Source organism: Microcoleus sp. Pol11C3, assembly GCF_036701485.1.
In the GTDB taxonomy this organism is placed as follows: Bacteria; Cyanobacteriota; Cyanobacteriia; order Cyanobacteriales; family Microcoleaceae; genus Microcoleus.
The window spans coordinates 1-16935 of sequence record NZ_JAUBQW010000135.1 but is presented as its reverse complement, the minus strand read 5'-3'; the positions used below and the strand labels follow the sequence as shown (position 1 = coordinate 16935).

At 44.5% G+C, this 16935-nt stretch carries 8 protein-coding genes; 3 read left to right on the top strand and 5 right to left on the bottom strand.

Annotated elements, in window-relative coordinates; genetic code table 11:
• Positions 1 to 57: 57 nt before the first annotated feature.
• A complete protein-coding gene (locus tag QUA40_RS23245) occupies positions 58 to 1083 on the bottom strand; it encodes a hypothetical protein (RefSeq protein WP_333130246.1) in 1026 nt (341 codons plus the stop codon).
• A gap of 242 nt (positions 1084 to 1325) precedes the next feature.
• Positions 1326 to 2519: an NAD(P)/FAD-dependent oxidoreductase gene (locus QUA40_RS23240; protein ID WP_333130244.1), complete on the bottom strand. Its 1194-nt coding sequence runs from the start codon at positions 2517 to 2519 to the stop codon at positions 1326 to 1328.
• Between the two features lie 622 nt (positions 2520 to 3141).
• Between QUA40_RS23240 and QUA40_RS23235 the strand changes: the two genes are divergently transcribed.
• Together QUA40_RS23235 and QUA40_RS23230 are read left to right on the top strand one after the other, a co-directional pair.
• Positions 3142 to 6213, top strand: a complete 3072-nt coding sequence (locus QUA40_RS23235; protein WP_333130242.1) for a PAS domain S-box protein — start codon at positions 3142 to 3144, stop codon at positions 6211 to 6213.
• Positions 6214 to 6318: 105 nt separating this feature from the next.
• Positions 6319 to 6744, top strand: a complete 426-nt coding sequence (locus QUA40_RS23230) for a DCC1-like thiol-disulfide oxidoreductase family protein (RefSeq protein WP_333130240.1) — start codon at positions 6319 to 6321, stop codon at positions 6742 to 6744.
• Between the two features lie 41 nt (positions 6745 to 6785).
• Here QUA40_RS23230 and QUA40_RS23225 read toward each other — a convergent pair whose 3' ends face one another.
• The 3 genes from QUA40_RS23225 to QUA40_RS23215 all read right to left on the bottom strand — a co-directional run bounded on the left by QUA40_RS23225 (position 6786) and on the right by QUA40_RS23215 (position 15512).
• Positions 6786 to 7211, bottom strand: a complete 426-nt coding sequence (locus QUA40_RS23225; RefSeq protein WP_006631894.1) for a hypothetical protein — start codon at positions 7209 to 7211, stop codon at positions 6786 to 6788.
• 220 nt (positions 7212 to 7431) lie between these two features.
• Entirely contained in the window at positions 7432 to 12945 is a 5514-nt protein-coding gene (locus QUA40_RS23220) for an AAA family ATPase (protein WP_333130237.1), read from the bottom strand.
• A 185-nt stretch (positions 12946 to 13130) separates the two neighbouring features.
• Positions 13131 to 15512 (bottom strand): GAF domain-containing protein, encoded by a 2382-nt coding sequence (locus tag QUA40_RS23215; protein ID WP_333130235.1) that lies wholly within the window; start codon positions 15510 to 15512, stop codon positions 13131 to 13133.
• Between the two features lie 501 nt (positions 15513 to 16013).
• On the opposite strand from QUA40_RS23215, the gene QUA40_RS23210 reads away from it, so the two are divergent.
• Complete coding sequence (locus tag QUA40_RS23210) at positions 16014 to 16796, top strand: calcium-binding protein (protein ID WP_333130233.1); 783 nt, start codon at positions 16014 to 16016, stop codon at positions 16794 to 16796.
• The last annotated feature ends 139 nt before the right edge of the window (positions 16797 to 16935 follow it).

Sequence of the window (16935 nt, the reverse complement as noted above, 5' to 3'; positions counted from 1 at the left end):
TAATTCCGGCACTGTCTTCTCCATGTGCCTCACCTTATCAGATTTTTTGGGTTTTTACTACCCCCGTGAACTTCTACCATAGTAGTAAACTGGACCGTCGTCTGTCCTGTAAGCAATTAGCCAAGTGGTATCGGCGAGGTTGCGGCTGATGAGGTCGAATTCGCCGGGACCCAATTTGCCGATCGCCTCAAAATCCTCTGCTATACTTTGGTCTAAAATCTGCCACTCTTGCTTGTCCTTGTAGAAGGAAACTGCCTGAATCTCTCGCTTGGTTGGGTGTACGACAATGTTGCCGACATCGTATTCTGGGTCAGAGGCGAGATCAGTTTCTTGTTTGGTTTCCAAATCGAGTGCGATCAAACGTTTGGCGTTAGCATCGTGATTGCCCATGATGTAAAGAATTTTGCCGTTTTCTGAGAACATGACGGCACCGCCTTCGTCGTCGGGGTCCCAGCGTCGCAAGCTTTCCCAAGACTTGTCCGCAGTTTCTCGAAATAGCAATTCTGTACTGCCGTCGGGAGTTGTGGCTGTGGCCGCCCGCACTTGGAAGTGGGCGTCAGCAATCCAAGTCCAACCCATGATGTTACCGGGGTTATCGGTGTCGAGTTCAACGGCACCGTTTTGCAGGTTGATGCGGTAAACATCGTGTTTGCGGCGATCGCTGATGTTCATTTCCACTAATATTTCATTAGGGAAGTTGCGGTCAAGGGCGATCGGATGAGCTCGAACACCTTGAAATGGTGTCAAGTCGCGAACCAGGTTTGACTGGATATTGACTGAGAATAAATGCCATTTTTCATCACCATCAATATCTTGCTGATAAATGAGATATTCGCCGCTGTAAGTCCAGAAAAAGATGCGGATGCCGCGTTTTTTATCGGCTGTCAGTTGGCGATCGTCTGCTTGATCTACGGTACGGAGTCGCACTTGCAAGACGTTGTTTTCGTCGGGTGCAATGTAGGCGAGATACTTGCCATCGGGTGAAAGTTTTGGGCTAGTTTTTTCGGGATTTCCGAACAGAATCTCGCGCTGAATTAGGGGCGGAAGTTCGGTTCTTTGCTGTTGAAATATTAAATTTTGCATTTTTTATTTTGCCTAAGATTCTATAGCTTACGGGCGGGCAGGATGCCCAACCCCTACTCCCCACAAAAAAACTGAATCTTGGTGAAACAGGCATCTTGCCTGCTGAACAATAAAACTAATTATTTGTGGAACAGGCATCTTGCCTGTTGCTGAGGGGCGGGCAGGATGCCCACCACACAAAAAACTGAATCTTGGTGGAACAGGCATCTTGCCTGTTGCCGATCTATTTGAAGAAGCATCGATTAGCTTTTAAGCAAATCCTGAATTGGCTTGCTAATCCAATTGAAACCAACTTTTAGCTGATGGTCTAATGTTGGCATCCGATAGAGATAAGCTAAACGACGAGCAATGTGGGCTAGTTGTCCGTCGAGTTTAATTCCTAAACCGGCTAGGGTGGCGTTGTCAATTCCTAATGTCATCATTTCTCCTAGCGGCTGATAGCGGAAAGGAAGTAAAGGACGGCCGGTGAGGGAGGCCCAAATGTTCCAGGCGGTGTAGTCAGCTTGCTGGAAGGCTGTTTGGGCTGTTCCGGGGACTTTTTGACCGATCGCATCGTGACATTCAGCTAAGTCTCCCAAGGCAAATATATCTGGATGGTCGATAATTTGCATTTGCGAATTGACTATTAATTGACCGCGGCGGTTTTGTTTGAGGGGTAGCGATCGCACTGCTTGACTAACTTGAGTTCCTACTGTCCACAATACTATGTCTACGGGGAGAACATCTAATTGTCCTTTGTAAAGTAAGGATATTGTGTCGGCTTCGATCGCTTCTACTTCTGTTTCTAAGTCGATCCACACTTTGCGTTTTTCTAAAGCTTTGCTGGCGGCTTCGCGGTTAAACTCCGGTGATGTCCGCAGAATCATGTCGCCTTGCTCGACTAACCGGACGCGACCTTTTTCTCCGAGTCGATCGGCTAATTTACAAGCTAATTCTACTCCCGAATAACCGGCGCCGACGATCGCAACCCGAATTTTGTCGGTGTTGCTGGCTTCTAAAAACCGCAGTCTTTCTTCTAAGCGGTAGGCGTCGTTGAGGGTGCGAAATGAGTAAGCATATTCAACCGCACCTTTGACCATATCTAGGGGGGTTTCGCCACCTAAAGCTAACACGAGTCGATCGCAAGGAATTTCTGGCCCGTCGTGTAACTGCACTCGCTTTTCCTCGACATCGATGCCGGAGACAGTACCTTGACAAAAGCGCACGCCTGTGTTCTGCAAGAGTTCGGCAAACGGTGGGGCAATTTCCCAGGTTTGGAGTTCGTCGGTCAGGAGTTCGTACAGCAGGGGAACGAACAAAAATCGATCGCGGCGGTCCACTAGGACTATTTCGGGTTTTTCGGTTTTGGAGAAGGGTAACTGACTCAAGCGCAGGGCTGTGTAGAGTCCGCCGAAGCCTCCGCCAAGAATGCAAATCCGGGGTTGTTGTTGAGTCATGGTGTTTTGTTTGAGGGGCTCACGGTAGCAAGGCAACTTATCTTATTCTAACGAGAGTGAGGGAGTGGGGAAGGGAGAGAGTTAGGGAGTCGGGGAGTGGGGGAGTGGAAAAATCTTCCCTCTTTCCCTCGAACCTCAACATCCATCGGTTAAATCCGTTAAACTCACATCTTGCACCATTCTCAACAAGGCAGGACTTACGCACTCAAGGGCGTTAAATCACGGGTTTGAGATTGCTTCACTACGTTCTCTTCGGACAGAAAATTGTAGTACCTGCCTTCAGGACTATAAGGATTTTAGGGGAGGGATCTCCTGCCCAACCTCTACTCCCCACAAAAAATTCATTCTTTGTGGAACAGACCGTCGGGCCTTTTAAGTGAGAATGGTGCAACATCTCAGTGAAATGCGTTAAATCCGTTAGACAATCCGTTTCGGAACTATTTTCTATATCTATAGCCTTGATTAGCTTTACCTATTACCCGCCCTTAAATTTTCTGAAGGTTCGCAGAACTAATTTTGTACTATATTAGTTTATATCGAATTATTTCGCACATTAAATTCACTTTTTATAGGGTCATCTACGCTAACACTTGCCCCCGCACTCACAAGTGAAAAAAAAACCATGCAAATTTCTTCCAATTCTTCTAAATTTAAGAACGGCGATCACAATAACGAAGACGGCTCATCTTTGTTAAAAAGCGAAGAACGATATAAAAATTTAGTAGCTAATATTCCCGGTGCTGTCTACCGCTGTACCTGCGAGTATACGGACGACGGGGAATTAACACGGACAATGGCGTTTTTGAGCGAGGCTGTTCAAGAAATATCAGGCTATCCCTCTTCTGATTTTATCAACGATCGCATCCGTTCTTTTGCCAGCATTATCCATCCTCAAGACCGCAAAAATGTGGATGCTACTGTCAAAAAAAGTGTCGCAACCAGAACTTCGTACATCCTTGAATACCGGATTGTCCGGGCTGACGGCGAAATTAGCTGGGTTTACGAAAAAGGCAAAGCTGTTTGCTGTGAGGCGGAAGAGGCTAGAGGAAAACAAGAAGGACAAGGGGAAATTGAGGGATTTTTGTCGGCTGTGGTTTCGCCGGTTGCGCCGATCGCAAATTCTCTGTCTCGGGTTGTTTATCTCGACGGAGTGATTTTGGATATTACTGAACGAAAGCGGGCTGAGGAAAACTTGCGAAATACTCAACATTTTCTGAATGCGGTACTGCAAAATCTGCCAGTTAGCGTGTTTATTAAAGATGCTGTGGAACAAAGATTTATTTATTGGAATGCTGCCAGCGAAGAATTGTTTGGCTATTCCAGCGATGAAGTGTTGGGAAACAATGCTGCTGATTTGTTGGAAGCAGAGCAGGCTAATTACTTGCAAGCACAAGATTTAGAAGTATTTGCCACGGGCAAAGGCATCGATTTACCAGAAGAAACTCTCCAACTTCCGCGCCGGGGAAAGCGGATTCTGCACAAAAAAAAAGTTCCTTTGTTTGATGATTATGGCGCGCCTAAGTACATTCTGGGTATTGCTCAAGATATTACCGAGAGCAAAAAAACTGAAACAGAATTGTTGCGGTTGGCGATCGTGGCTCAAAAAACGCAAAATGGTGTGATGATTACGGATGCTCAAGGCTGTATTGAATGGGTGAATGAAGGATTTACTCGGATTAGCGGTTACGGGCTGGCAGAAATGCAGGGAAAAAAACCGGGTGATGTACTGCAAGGCCCTCAAACAGATCCGGTAACTATTGCTCAATTGCGATCGGCTTTGGAGGCCGGCGAGCCGTTCAATCAGGAAATTTACAATTACAGGAAGGATGGAAAGGGTTATTGGGTGGCGCTTTCTATCGCTCCTATTTATCAAGAAAATGGAAAACTTGAAGGTTATATTGCGGTGGAAACGGATATTACCGATCGCAAGCAAGCAGAGGCAACAGTCAGTTCAAGCGAGAGTTATTACCGCTGCATCGTCGAGACTGCTTCCGAGGGCGTTTGGATGTTTGACGCCGAAAGTATCACGACTTTTGCCAACGGTCGGATGGCCGAAATGCTGGGGTATACTGTGGAGGAAATGCTGGGGCGATCGCTATTTGAATTTATAGACTGCGACTCTAGGAAAATAGCAGAAAGTTACGTGCAGCGCAGGCGGCAAGGCATTCGCGAACGCCACGATTTTCAGTTTACTCGCAAAGATGGCTCTCATTTGTGGGCGATCGTGTCGGCGACGCCGATGTTCGATGCTGATGACGAATTTTCCGGGGTGTTGCGGATGATTACCGATATTAGCGATCGCAAACAAGCCGAAGCAGAATTGCGCCAAACTCTCCAAGAATTAGAATTTGAAAAATTTGCCTTAGATCAATCGGCGATTGTCTCGACTACCGACGAATTCGGCACCATTACCTATGTCAACGACCAATTTTGCGAACTCTTTAAATATTCTCGGGAAGAACTGCTCGGCAACACTCACAGGCTTGTCAATTGTGGCTATCACCCAGCCGATTTTTTCAAGCAGCTTTGGTCAACAATCCGCCAGGGAAATGTTTGGCGGGGAGAAATGAAAAATCAAGCTAAAGACGGCACCTTATTCTGGTTGGATACTACGATTGTACCTTTCTTAAATTCTCGGGGAGAACCCCATCAATATGTAGCAATTCGCAAAGATATAACCGATCGCAAACACGCAGAAGAAGCGGTGCGACTTTCCGAAAGTCAATTGAGGGCTAAAAATCAAGAATTGGCCAAAGCCCTGCGGGACGTGCATAAAACTCAAAGCATGATGGTTCAAAATGAAAAAATGGTAAGTTTGGGACAATTAGTCGCTGGCGTTGCTCACGAAATCAACAATCCAGTTAGCTTTATTTACGGCAACGTCATGCACGCTGACGATTACTTTAAAGACTTGCTAAAACTGCTGCAACTTTACCAGCAGGAATACCCGCACCCCACACCGGCAATTAAACAAGAGATAAATGATGTAGATTTAAATTTTCTGCTCAAAGATTTGCCGAACCTGTTAAATTCGATGAAAATGGGAGCCGAGCGAATTCGCCAAATTGTGCTGTCACTGAAGAATTTTTCGCGATTAGATGAAGCCGAACAAAAGCAAGTGGATATTCACGAAGGGATTGAAAGCACTTTGTTGATTTTGCAGCACAGGTTTAAAGAAACGGCAGGACATCCGAAAATTACGCTGCTCAAAGAGTTCGGCAATTTGCCGCGCGTGCAGTGTTATGCAGGACAGTTGAATCAGGTTTTTATGAATATTATTGGCAATGCAATTGATGCTTTGGAAGAGGCAATGGAGACTGGACAGTGGGCAGATGGGGAATTGGCGCCTATTCCTTATTGTCCTTCGCCGACGCTGCGGATTTGTACGGAGGTAAAATATGAACAGGATGCTTTGATGCAGGCAGATTCTGCTGTTTCTGAGGATTCAAGGCGGCATCCTTCTCATATTGTGATTCGGATTGCTGACAACGGGCCGGGGATTCCGATAGATGTTCACAAAAGGCTGTTCGATCCGTTTTTTACTACGAAAGAACCTGGTAAAGGTACTGGTTTGGGGCTGTCGATTAGCTATCAAATTGTGGTAGAAAAACACGGCGGGCTGCTTAAGTGCGATTCTGCACCGGGTCAAGGCACGGAATTTGCGATCGAGATTCCTGTGGGGAATAGTCAGTAGTCAGTAGTCTTTAGTCAGTTGGCAGTTGGCAGTTGGCAGTAGTCAGTTGTCAGTTGTCATTAGTTAACAGTCAACAGTCAACAGTCAACAGTCAACAGTCAACTAATGAAATATAACGTAATTTACGACGGCAATTGCAATCTATGCGTTACCTTGGTGCAGTTACTAGAAAATTTAGATAAAGGCCAGAATTTTGAGTATATTTCCATGCAAGATTTAGAGGAATTAAATCGCTTTGGGATTACGTCTCAAGACTGCGAAATGGGGATGATTTTGATAGATAGCAACACCCCGGAACGGCGCTGGCAGGGCAGCGATGCGGCGGAGGAAATCGGACGGATATTGCCTGCTGGCGAGGTGTTTGTGGCTGCTTATCGGGCAATGCCGGGGATGAAGTGGATGGGCGATCGCGTGTACGAACAAGTCCGCGACAACCGCTATACTTTGTTTGGCAAGCGATCGACTACTTACAAATCTGTTTATCCGGTTGGCTGTAGGTCGATCGACAATGGCGATAATAGCAAGGACTAAAGTCCTTTCTACAAACAGGTTCGCAGTGAAAACTGAATTCCTCAAAAAGATTGATTAAACAAATCAAATATCTGCTGGCAAAAGTCTTTGAGTTTTTGCGCCGACTCCACCGCAGGTTCGGTTTGGCCGAGAAAATTCCAATTTTCCACAGTAGAAAAGTGCCACTGTTGACCGCTATGATCGTAACCGGCGGCCTCAACCCCGATCGCCCGCCGATATCCTTCCACCGGATCTTGGTAAAATCGGATCTGAATCAAAATGCTGCGGCTTTGCAGCAAGCGACTTCTACCGGGAAAATGGAAGCCAATGTCGATCGAATCTGGATCTACAAGTTCTCTGGTATCCTCGTCATTCATCCAAGGTTTCAAATCGACTTTTGCATCCGGGAATTCGGACTTGAATAAATTAACAACCGCAGCAATTTTGCTGGCAACTTCTATATTTTTGGCTTGTTCGGCAGCGTTCACTCGAAAAACTCCTATCAAATACAGTTATTACATGATTTAGCTAACAATGTAACTGCATACTGCCTGCTTTAAACAGTGAACTGTGGACTATTTGATAGATATTTAGGAATTGACAAATTTCCAAGTGTGTGTTACGTACAAGTCATACCATTTGAGATTCGAGATTTGAGATTAAACAATTGGCAATGACTGATTCCGTAAGCGTGGTGAATAAATTTTATCAAAGTGGCAGGGCGATCGCAAATTCCGAACCTTCTCCCAGCACCGATTCGCAAGTTAGTTTACCGCCGTGGGTTTCTTCCACAATTTGCCGGCTGATAGACAACCCCAAACCAGTACCTTTTCCTACTCCTTTAGTAGTAAATAAATGGTCAAATATTTTCGACTTGACCTCCGATGACATCCCTTGACCGTTATCTTTGATTTTAATCACCACGCTGTTGCTATCCTCCCAGACTTGAGTGATAATGGCGATCGTATTCGGTAAAGCTTGAATTTCAGCGTAAGTGCGGCCCTGATTGGATTCCTCAAAACAGTCGATCGCATTTGCCACCAAATTCATAAATACCTGATTCAGTTGCCCAAAATAACATTTAACTGGCGGGAGATATCCGTATTCCTTGATAATTTTAATCGCGGGGCGAGTATCTGTAGCTTTCAGGCGATACTGTAAAATCATCAAAGTGCTGTCGATACCCTCATGAATATTTGCTGACACTTTATTCGCACTGTCAGCGCGAGAAAAAGTCCGCAAAGACGTGCTAATATTGCGGATGCGATCTGTTCCTGATTTCATAGATAAAAGCATTTTCGGCAAATCTTCCATCAAATATTCTAAATCTATCTCCGATGCTTTATCCTGTAATTCATCTCCAGGATTAGGGAATTTTTCTTGGTAAAGTTGTAAGCAATCAATCAAATCTAAGCTCGCCTCAGCAGCAGCATCAATATTCCCCGCAATAAAACCAAGCGGATTGTTAATTTCGTGAGCAACCCCTGCAATCAAGTTGCCGAGAGCAGACATTTTTTCGCTTTGAATGAGTTGCAGTTGCGCCTGTTGCAATTCATTGAAAGATTTTTCTAACTGTTGAGATTTCTCTTGCTCCCGCGCGTACAAACCAGCATTTTCTACAGCAATAGCAACTTGAGAAATTAACACTTTGAATACTTCTACTCTCTCTGCTGTAAAAGCTCCTACTGTCAAAGCATTTTCTAAATAAATTATTCCGCGCCGCTGAGATTGATAAATAATCGGCAAACAGAGAATTGATTTTGGTTGATATTTCTGAATGTAGGTATCTACATTAAAAGGTTCGGCGACAGTTGCATTGTCTAAAACCAGATGCTTTTGAATGCGGTGTACGTAATTTATCACAGACAGGGGAACATCTTGACGATTTTCTACGGGAAGAGAGGGTAAAAGTGTGACTGTATCCTCCGCATGAGTGCCAGTAGCTTCTATGCAGAGGATATCGTTTTTCAGCAGCAGCAGCACTACTTTTTGAGCCGCCGCATTTTCTAAAATAATTTTGATTAATTTGGTCAACAATTTTTCTAGAACAATTTCACCGTTAATGGCTTCCGCCGACTTAATAAAAGTAGTTAAGTCTAAGAAATCTCCTAAACTACTACTGGTAGTATTTCCCGTAGCAGTGCGGGTGACATCGAGGGTTGGGGTGGGAATTGTGCGCGTCTGTGCTGCTAAGAAAGGATGGGTTGATTCTAAGTGTTTAACTTTAGCTATGGCTCCCCAATGGATATATGCATAATAGGCTTTAGTCAGATATGCTTGAGAAACTATCTCTTTACCCCAAGCTTGATAAAATGCTCCGGCTAATTCATAGGCTAATGCTTCCTCTTGAATGTAACCGTTTTTGGCGGCTCCATCAATTGCGCGATCGTACAATTCCATTGCTTGGGTATTTTTCCCCAACACTCGCGCTATTTCCGCTGCTACCAAGTCGTATTTGTGTTGATAATTCATCGGAGCATGAACTGCCCATTTTTTCATCTTTTTTTGGTTTTGTCCAACTTTTTCCAAATATTGCTTTTGTTCCCCTTTGTCCGTTGCTGGATACAAAGCGAGGAGACTGAGAGAAGAGTAAAAATTATTCAGAGCAACCACATAAAATCCGGCTACAAACTCCTCATGTTTCTCAAATAACCTTGAATTTTCTAATGCTTGCGCGTAGTTTCTGAAGATAAAATTAAGCAGAGTTTTGGCACTATAAACCAAACCAACTAAAAAAAAGTTTTGAGATTCTATTAAAATGGGGAGCGTTGTGACTTCATTAAATTTATCACCGACTAAATGACAGGGTTCGACAGCTTGACCGCGCAAATTGAGGGCTGTCTGCCTGAATATACTGATATACTGTACAGCCATTTCAAGTTGAGATTGCTGCATTAGTTTCATATATTTACCAGTCTCCTGATCCACCAAATCTAGAGGCTCTCCTATCGATAGTTTCTTTAAGCAATATCCACCTATAGCATAACCAGCAAATTCCAACTCTCCAGTTTCCATCCCATTTTTAAAACCTTCTTTGAGATTGCCTAATCCTGAATTAAGAGGGGCTTTCCAATGGTGAATATAAGAATCAAATGTTGCATAAACTCTACTTTTACTTGAACGGGAGGGGAATTTGTCTAACAGCCTAATTGCCAGTTTACCGAATTGGTATGCCAAACTAATGTCCCCTAGCTTGCACATAACTACGCCATAATAAACGTAGGCAATACTTGCATAAGGCGAATTACCATATTTAATACACAGCTTGACCATCCTAAATGCCAGCAGCGGTATCAGTGGAGGTTTTGCCTGAATAGCACTGCTGAGAATCCCTGATAAAATCCGCATGGCTGCTTGTTTTTCGGGATCAATCATTTCTGGCAAGTTAGCTAAATCCTCAATTCGTTTCAATCCCAAGCTCAGTTTTGTATTACTCAGTCCCGCCATAATATGTAGCGCGTGGGGATTTTGAGGAAAAGAAATGCCTAACATTTTCAGGACTTCCAGTCCTGTATTGAGTGCTTCTACCACTTTATTTTGAGCGTTATAAGACTGGATTTGAAGTTCAAAAACATTCACTTTTTCCATTAAAGTTTTAGCGTTTTGTAGTACAACATCAACCATGTTTTTTGAATCTTCATAGTTGATATTTAAGTATTCAGTTTCTGCTGTTGACTCGTAAATTGCTAACGTTAAGTCATAGTGGCTTTGCCAAGAATCTGCCGGCAATAATTCCATAGCCACCCGCAAATACCTAACAGCAGCTTCATAAGCACTCGCGGCTTTTGCCTTGCGTCCAGCCGTTAAATTTAATTGTGCCAACTGAGTTTTTTCTGAGTGTTGGCTAATCGTGTCAATTCCGACATTCAACTGATTGACGATATCAAAGATGTTTTCTTCTAGCTTGTCGGGGGGAGTATTCTGTAACAGTAATTGACCTATTTTTAAATGGGTGGATTGCTTTTGGTCTTCGGGAATTAGCGAATAGGCGGCTTGCTGGACGCGATCGTGCAAAAATCTGTAATTAACCCGCGAAGTGTCTAACTTGAGATTGATTGATTCGGCTCGATCGAAAACTAAAGGAATACGATAAGCATCGCTCAAGGGCAGAATTAACCCTGCTTGCAAAGCTGAATAAAGTTCAGTAGCTGTAGTATTAGCTGACTTTTCGCTAACCAGTGACAGCACATCTAGAGCAAATTTATCTCCCACGCAAGCTGCTAGCTTCAAGGCTTCTTGCGTGGGTGCGGGCAGCTTTTCAATGCGACTGGCTACCAGTTCTACCACACTTTTATCGGTGATTCCAATGGCTTGGATTTCATCGATACTCCAATACCAGCCACTTTGATTTCCCTCATTTGGAATGGGATTAAAGTCAAATCTTAAAAGATGGTCTTGATAAAGTGCTTGGAGTAATTGCGTCAAGAAAAAAGGATTACCGCCCGTTTTATTCCAGATTAACTCCGCTAGATTTGTTACTTTTTCTGTGCAACTGTTAAGTGTTTCAGTGACTAATTCAGTCACATTTTCTAAATTCAGCGGTTGCAGCACGATATTGTTGACAACCGTACCCGTCTTTTCAATCTCTTCTACAGTCAGAATTAAGGGGTGGGTCGGACTAACTTCATTGTCTCGATAGGCACCGATTAGCAACAAATATTCTTGGTCAGGGTCAGTTATCAGTATTTGCATCAACTTTAATGTTGCTGAATCTGCCCACTGCAAATCGTCTAAAAAGATAACCAGAGGGTGTTCTTTTTCGGCGAAAACGCGAATAAATTCTTTGAATACCCGATTGAATCGATTTTGGGATTCTACGGGGGCGAGTTCTGGGACTTCTGGCTGTTTGCCGATGATTAATTCAACTTTTGGAATTACGTCGGCAATTACTTGACCGTCTGTTCCCACTGCTGTTAAAATTTTAGTGCGCCATCTTTCTAATGAAACTGCACTTTCGGTTAGCAATTGTCGCAGCAAGGAGTTAAATGCTTGGATTAATGAGGCATAAGGAATGTTGCGTTTTAATTGGTCAAATTTGCCGCTGATGAAGTAACCTTTTGACCTGGTAACTGGCTTGCTAACTTCGTTGACTACGGCTGATTTACCGATGCCTGAGTAGCCTGATACTAGCATTAATTCGCTTTGGCAATGGGCTAATTTTTCTGTATTTTGGTTTGGTGGAAAAGATGCGGCTGAAAGGGTTTCTACATAGGTGCGGGCGGGTTTTTCTGTATGTAGGTTGGGTGGCAAAGATTTAGGTGAACCCGCCCCTACACGTTCAAATGCTGCTAGCAATTCATTAACCTGATTTTCGCGACCGTACAATTTTTGGGGTATTAACAATTGGCTGAGAATATCTAAGCTTGCGGGGATGAAGTCGGCAATTTGTCCGGTGGTTTCTAACTGATACAAACAAATTTCTAAGTCTGCTAACAATCCTGCCGCACTTTGATATCTATCTTCGGCATTTTTTGCCATCAATTTCATCACTATCTCAGAGATGGCAACAGGTATTTCTGAATTGATTTGATGGGGATATATTGGTTGAACTGCGATGTGGCTATAAACTATTTCTAAGGGATCGTTGCTGCAGAAAGGCAATTTTCCTGTCAGCATTTCATATAATGTGCTCCCAAGGGAATAAAAGTCTGTGCGGTAGTCGAGGGTGCGGTTCATTCTCCCGGTTTGTTCGGGTGACATATAGGCTAAGGTTCCTTCGACTGAGTTGGGATTGTTAAATTGCGGATTTTCTTTGTTGAGTTTTGTAGCAATGCCGAAGTCGGTGAGTTTTACTTGTTTGGTTTGCGAGTTAATTATAATGTTGCTGGGTTTAATGTCTTTGTGAATAATGTGCTGAAAATGCAGGTATTGTAATGCTTTGACTATTTGGATGGCTATGTTTAAATTTGCTTGCAGGCTCAAGGTTTCTCTTTCCAGCAGTTTTGCGAGGGATTCGCCGCCAAAGTCTTCTAAAACCAGTCCTAATCGGTGGTCAAAGGTTTCGAGACTGATGGCTTTGACGATTTGTTCGCTGTCTAAATTTTGGCGGATTTGATATTCGTGTTTGAGCCTGGTAATGGCTTCGAGTGTGGGATATTCAGCTTTGAGGACTTTCAGAATTGCTGTGGGCCCGTCTGTCGGCGGCGTTTGTCCGCGATAGATTATTGTTTCAACGCCTTCGTGCAGAGTAGAGTCGATGCGGTATTCAGAGAAAGTTAACATAAGTTAATTTACAATTAAACAAGATATAATTATTATTAATATAACATTAAGTTACCTTGGGTGGGTGTGATCTCCATCGTGTCTTTTTAGCTCGCGCATACCAAATATGGGCGTTTTTAGTTGGGAGTTTGGAGTTGCGAGTCAACGCGCAACTCCAAACTAAAATAAATTTTCAAGGCTGATTTTTAATCGTTTACGACCGTAACTTCACAAATAGTAGACTGTGATTCGGGCTCAGGCAAAATACGCACGCGGGCGAATTTTAAACCGCTGACTCCTTGCAGTGATTCTACCATGCCCGTCTGAACTTTTGGCTCTACCCAACCTTCGCGAGACAAGTAGCGCAAGTATTGCTGATACTCTTCCCACTCCTCCTCGGTTGAATAAACTACCGTTAACATTCCTGGCTGGGTAATTCGCTCTTGTGCGTCTTTGTCAACGGCTTTTTCGATCCGCTTTTTCACGAGTTCATAGCGGATGTCGCGAGTGCCTTTGACATCAAACATTTTTTCGGTGTTTTCATTGTGAAAAATGTCGATGGTGGTATTCTGCACTAAGACTAAATGTGCTAGTTCCATGTTAATTTGAGACTCGGCTTGCAGGCAAAAAACAGTGCGGCCACAGTCGCAAATTGCTCGCAGTTGTTCGTACCGCAAACTGTGCAGATGAAACTGGCTGAATTTGGCGTCGATCGATTTTCCTACATAAATCATGTGATCGATGCCGTCGGTGCATTCGATGTCGCAGTAGTGGGGGAGAATTTGCTGCATTTTTTCTTGCCAGCGGGCCCAGGTTTCTTGGAGTTTGGTGCTGATTAGGTTCAGCATTTGGTCGTAACGGGTACGATCGCTATAAACGCAGTTGTGTGCATTCTCACAGGCTGCTCGGTAAGCTTCAACGGCTGCCTGAACCCTGGGGCCGCACTGCATAAAATAGTCAAAATATACTTCTAAATGGTCGTTTAAATACTCGGCTGCTCGCACCTCCATATCGACTGTTACTTTTTGTTTTAAATGCTGGATGTAGTCGAGCAAGTCGAGCCGCAGTTGCTCGCCGAGGTGGGTAGTTTGTGTTTCGCAAACGGCATCAGCTATAATTAAACCTAAGCGGAATTGTTCGAGCAAATCAGTTTGAATGGCTCGGTTTCTTTCGTCGGTGGAACCGCGAATGTCCGAAATTCCATACAGTGGATGAACATCAGCAAATACGATTGTTTCTGGAGGCAGTCCCCAACTTCGCCTTTCTGCTTCTTGGGCGAACCGCCATTCGACTGCGGGGTGGATGTTGTGAATGTGGGTAAACCGCTCCTGGATGGCTTGCCGCAGGGCTGCAATGAAGGCGGGAATCAGTTCTTGGGCGTGTTGAGCGTCAATGCCGTTGAAGTGGTTTGGCCGATCGCACAACAGCCCCACGACTCCCAAAATCCGCACCCCGCACCCCTCACGGGTGACGGATTTGACTACCAGGGGCACCAGCAGCATCGATCGAGTTCCCATTCTCCGCAAAGTTCGATCGCACTCGGTTTCGCACTCCCTACGCAAGTCTGGCACGTTCCAAACTTGATTTGCTGCTGTGGCCTTCAAAAAGTGAGAAGCTTCTAGGGAGTGCATTGAATAAAGAATCGGCTGCAAATGTTGGCCGTCTTTTGCAACTAATAGCTGTACCTGGTCGCCGTCGGGCCGCAGCAGCAAAGTGCCGTCAGCATTGAAGAGCGATCGCAAACACCGATCGATTCTCTCAAATTTGTCTGGCTGCAGCATGGAATCTTGATCGATCAATAACTGAGTCAGCCGCCGAATTTGCTCCTGCACCGTGACATCAAAACCTTCTAGTAGCAGCAAGCCTTCTACGCGGTAATTATCCAACTGCAGTCGATCGGCTAAATTTTCCAGTTGATTCGGCTGCATCAGCCAAGCTTCCCGTTCCGCAACAGGCATTAATCTTAAAGAAACATCCGCAAATTCATCGATTTTCGAGTCAATTCTAGTAATTTTTAACTGTTCCGAACCCAGCCAAAATTCTATAAATCTGGGTTCTCTGTGTTTGGGGTTTTTTACACTCGCCGTGACAGGTTCGTCTAGCACCCGCAAACCGTCGATGTCCATTTGATAATATTGCTTAAATACCCAGTGCAAAAGGTGGCGGCGGTATAATTGTTCTGCTGTTTTGCCACCCCAATCCTCGAACAGTTCCAGCATAGTGATGTCAGTTTCGGCAAACCAACCGTTGGTAGATTGAGTTGCCAAGGACGTTCCCTCCCAACCGGCCAAGCGACAAAATCCCGCGTTAGCATAACGCAGGGTAAAAGTTCCCGGTTCCATTACTGCGATTAAAACGCGGCGATCGCCAAGAAATTGAAACAGTCGGTTTAAATCTTGTTTCCACGTTTTCAAGGGTTCAATTTCAGCAGATTGACTGGGTACTTTGCCCGCCAAAGCTTCCAGTAGCTGTTCTATACTTGGTTCGCTGGGCAGATTGTTACTGTCTTGCTTTGTTGGGACGATATCTGTCCCTGGCGATTTTACGGAGTTGTTGTTTTGATGGGAAGACGATTTAGGAGTAGACATGAGTATAACACCTGAAAGCAGTGGATTTTGCCAAAACAATGTCAGCGATCGGCGATTATGGCTTTGTAAAGAGCTTATATCCGGTTTGTAAAGTTTGTGTCTGGGTATCGGAAACTGGGTTTTTTCTCGGACGATGGGCCCAGGGACTTTTACTTTTATTCACAAACAACCTCTCAGTCTCGACGTTATAGGTGATATTAACGTGTTTACCGCCTGGGGGGTAACACCCATTATAAGCGGTAGACAGTAGCGGATAGTGTCAGCAAGTAATGCTATTTGACTCTGAGGCGAGATATATAGTAGGTTGGGGTGGAATGAGGCACAGCCCTGGTAATTGGTAATTGGTAATTAGTAATTAGTAATTAATAATTGGCAAGCTGGTTACTTGTCACTAAGTTAGCAAATAAAATTGATATAAAAATCCCAATATTACTTGCTATTTGGCAAGGCAAGAATTAACATATATAATACAGGTAACATGATTTTTCAAAGGACATAGTTATGGCTTTAACTGTTAACAATCTCATTGGCGATGTGACAGGATTTCCTGTATTTTCTGGCGGCGGGCCACGTCTTTTGGGATTCGCTACACCCGATGAGATTAACGTAGGGAATGGAAATTTGTCCTCTTTTCCTTGGGGAGTTTGGGGACTCGACGGCAACGATACTATAGGAGGTTCGTCGGATTCCAACGAACGGCTGTTAGGAAATAACGGCAATGATGTTATCGGCGGTGGCGGCGGAAATGACATAATTTACGGCGGGAAAGATGACGATCGCGTGGATGGAAATGATGGCAACGACGTAGTTAGGGGCGACAGCGGAAATGACCTTATCTTCGGAGGGTTCGGGAACGATATCCTGCGGGGAGGGCAAGGAGACGACGATTTAGAGGGCAATGAGGGCGACGATTTCTTGGCGGGCGATCGGGGAGTTGACGTGCTCACCGGAGGCGCCGGTGCTGATACATTTGTGCTCAGAAGCAACGATGAAGCCTTTGGTATAAATGGAGCAGATGTCGTTACCGATTTTAACTTCGACGAGGGCGATCGCATCGGTTTGACGGACGGTTTAACAGAACTAGACCTCCTCTTTACTGACGACAATTTGATTGCTTACGACAACGACGGAATTATCAACGACATGGTAATTGAAAACATAAGTACCGGACAGATTGTGGGGGTAGTTTTAAATACCAACAGTTTTGAACTTACTGGTGCATTTGAACAAGCAAGTCCGTTTGCATTGGCGGTTAACGGTTCTCAATTCCAGTTTTTAGCTTAGTTATTTGTAGGGAATTAGGCGGGCAATAGAGTTAGTTCCCGGTAGGAGACACGGCAGTGTTGTGTAGATACTGTATTGACCTGTCAAGGGGTTGTGGATAAAAAGTTTGGGTCAAAAGGCTTTTGGGATTTTAAGATCC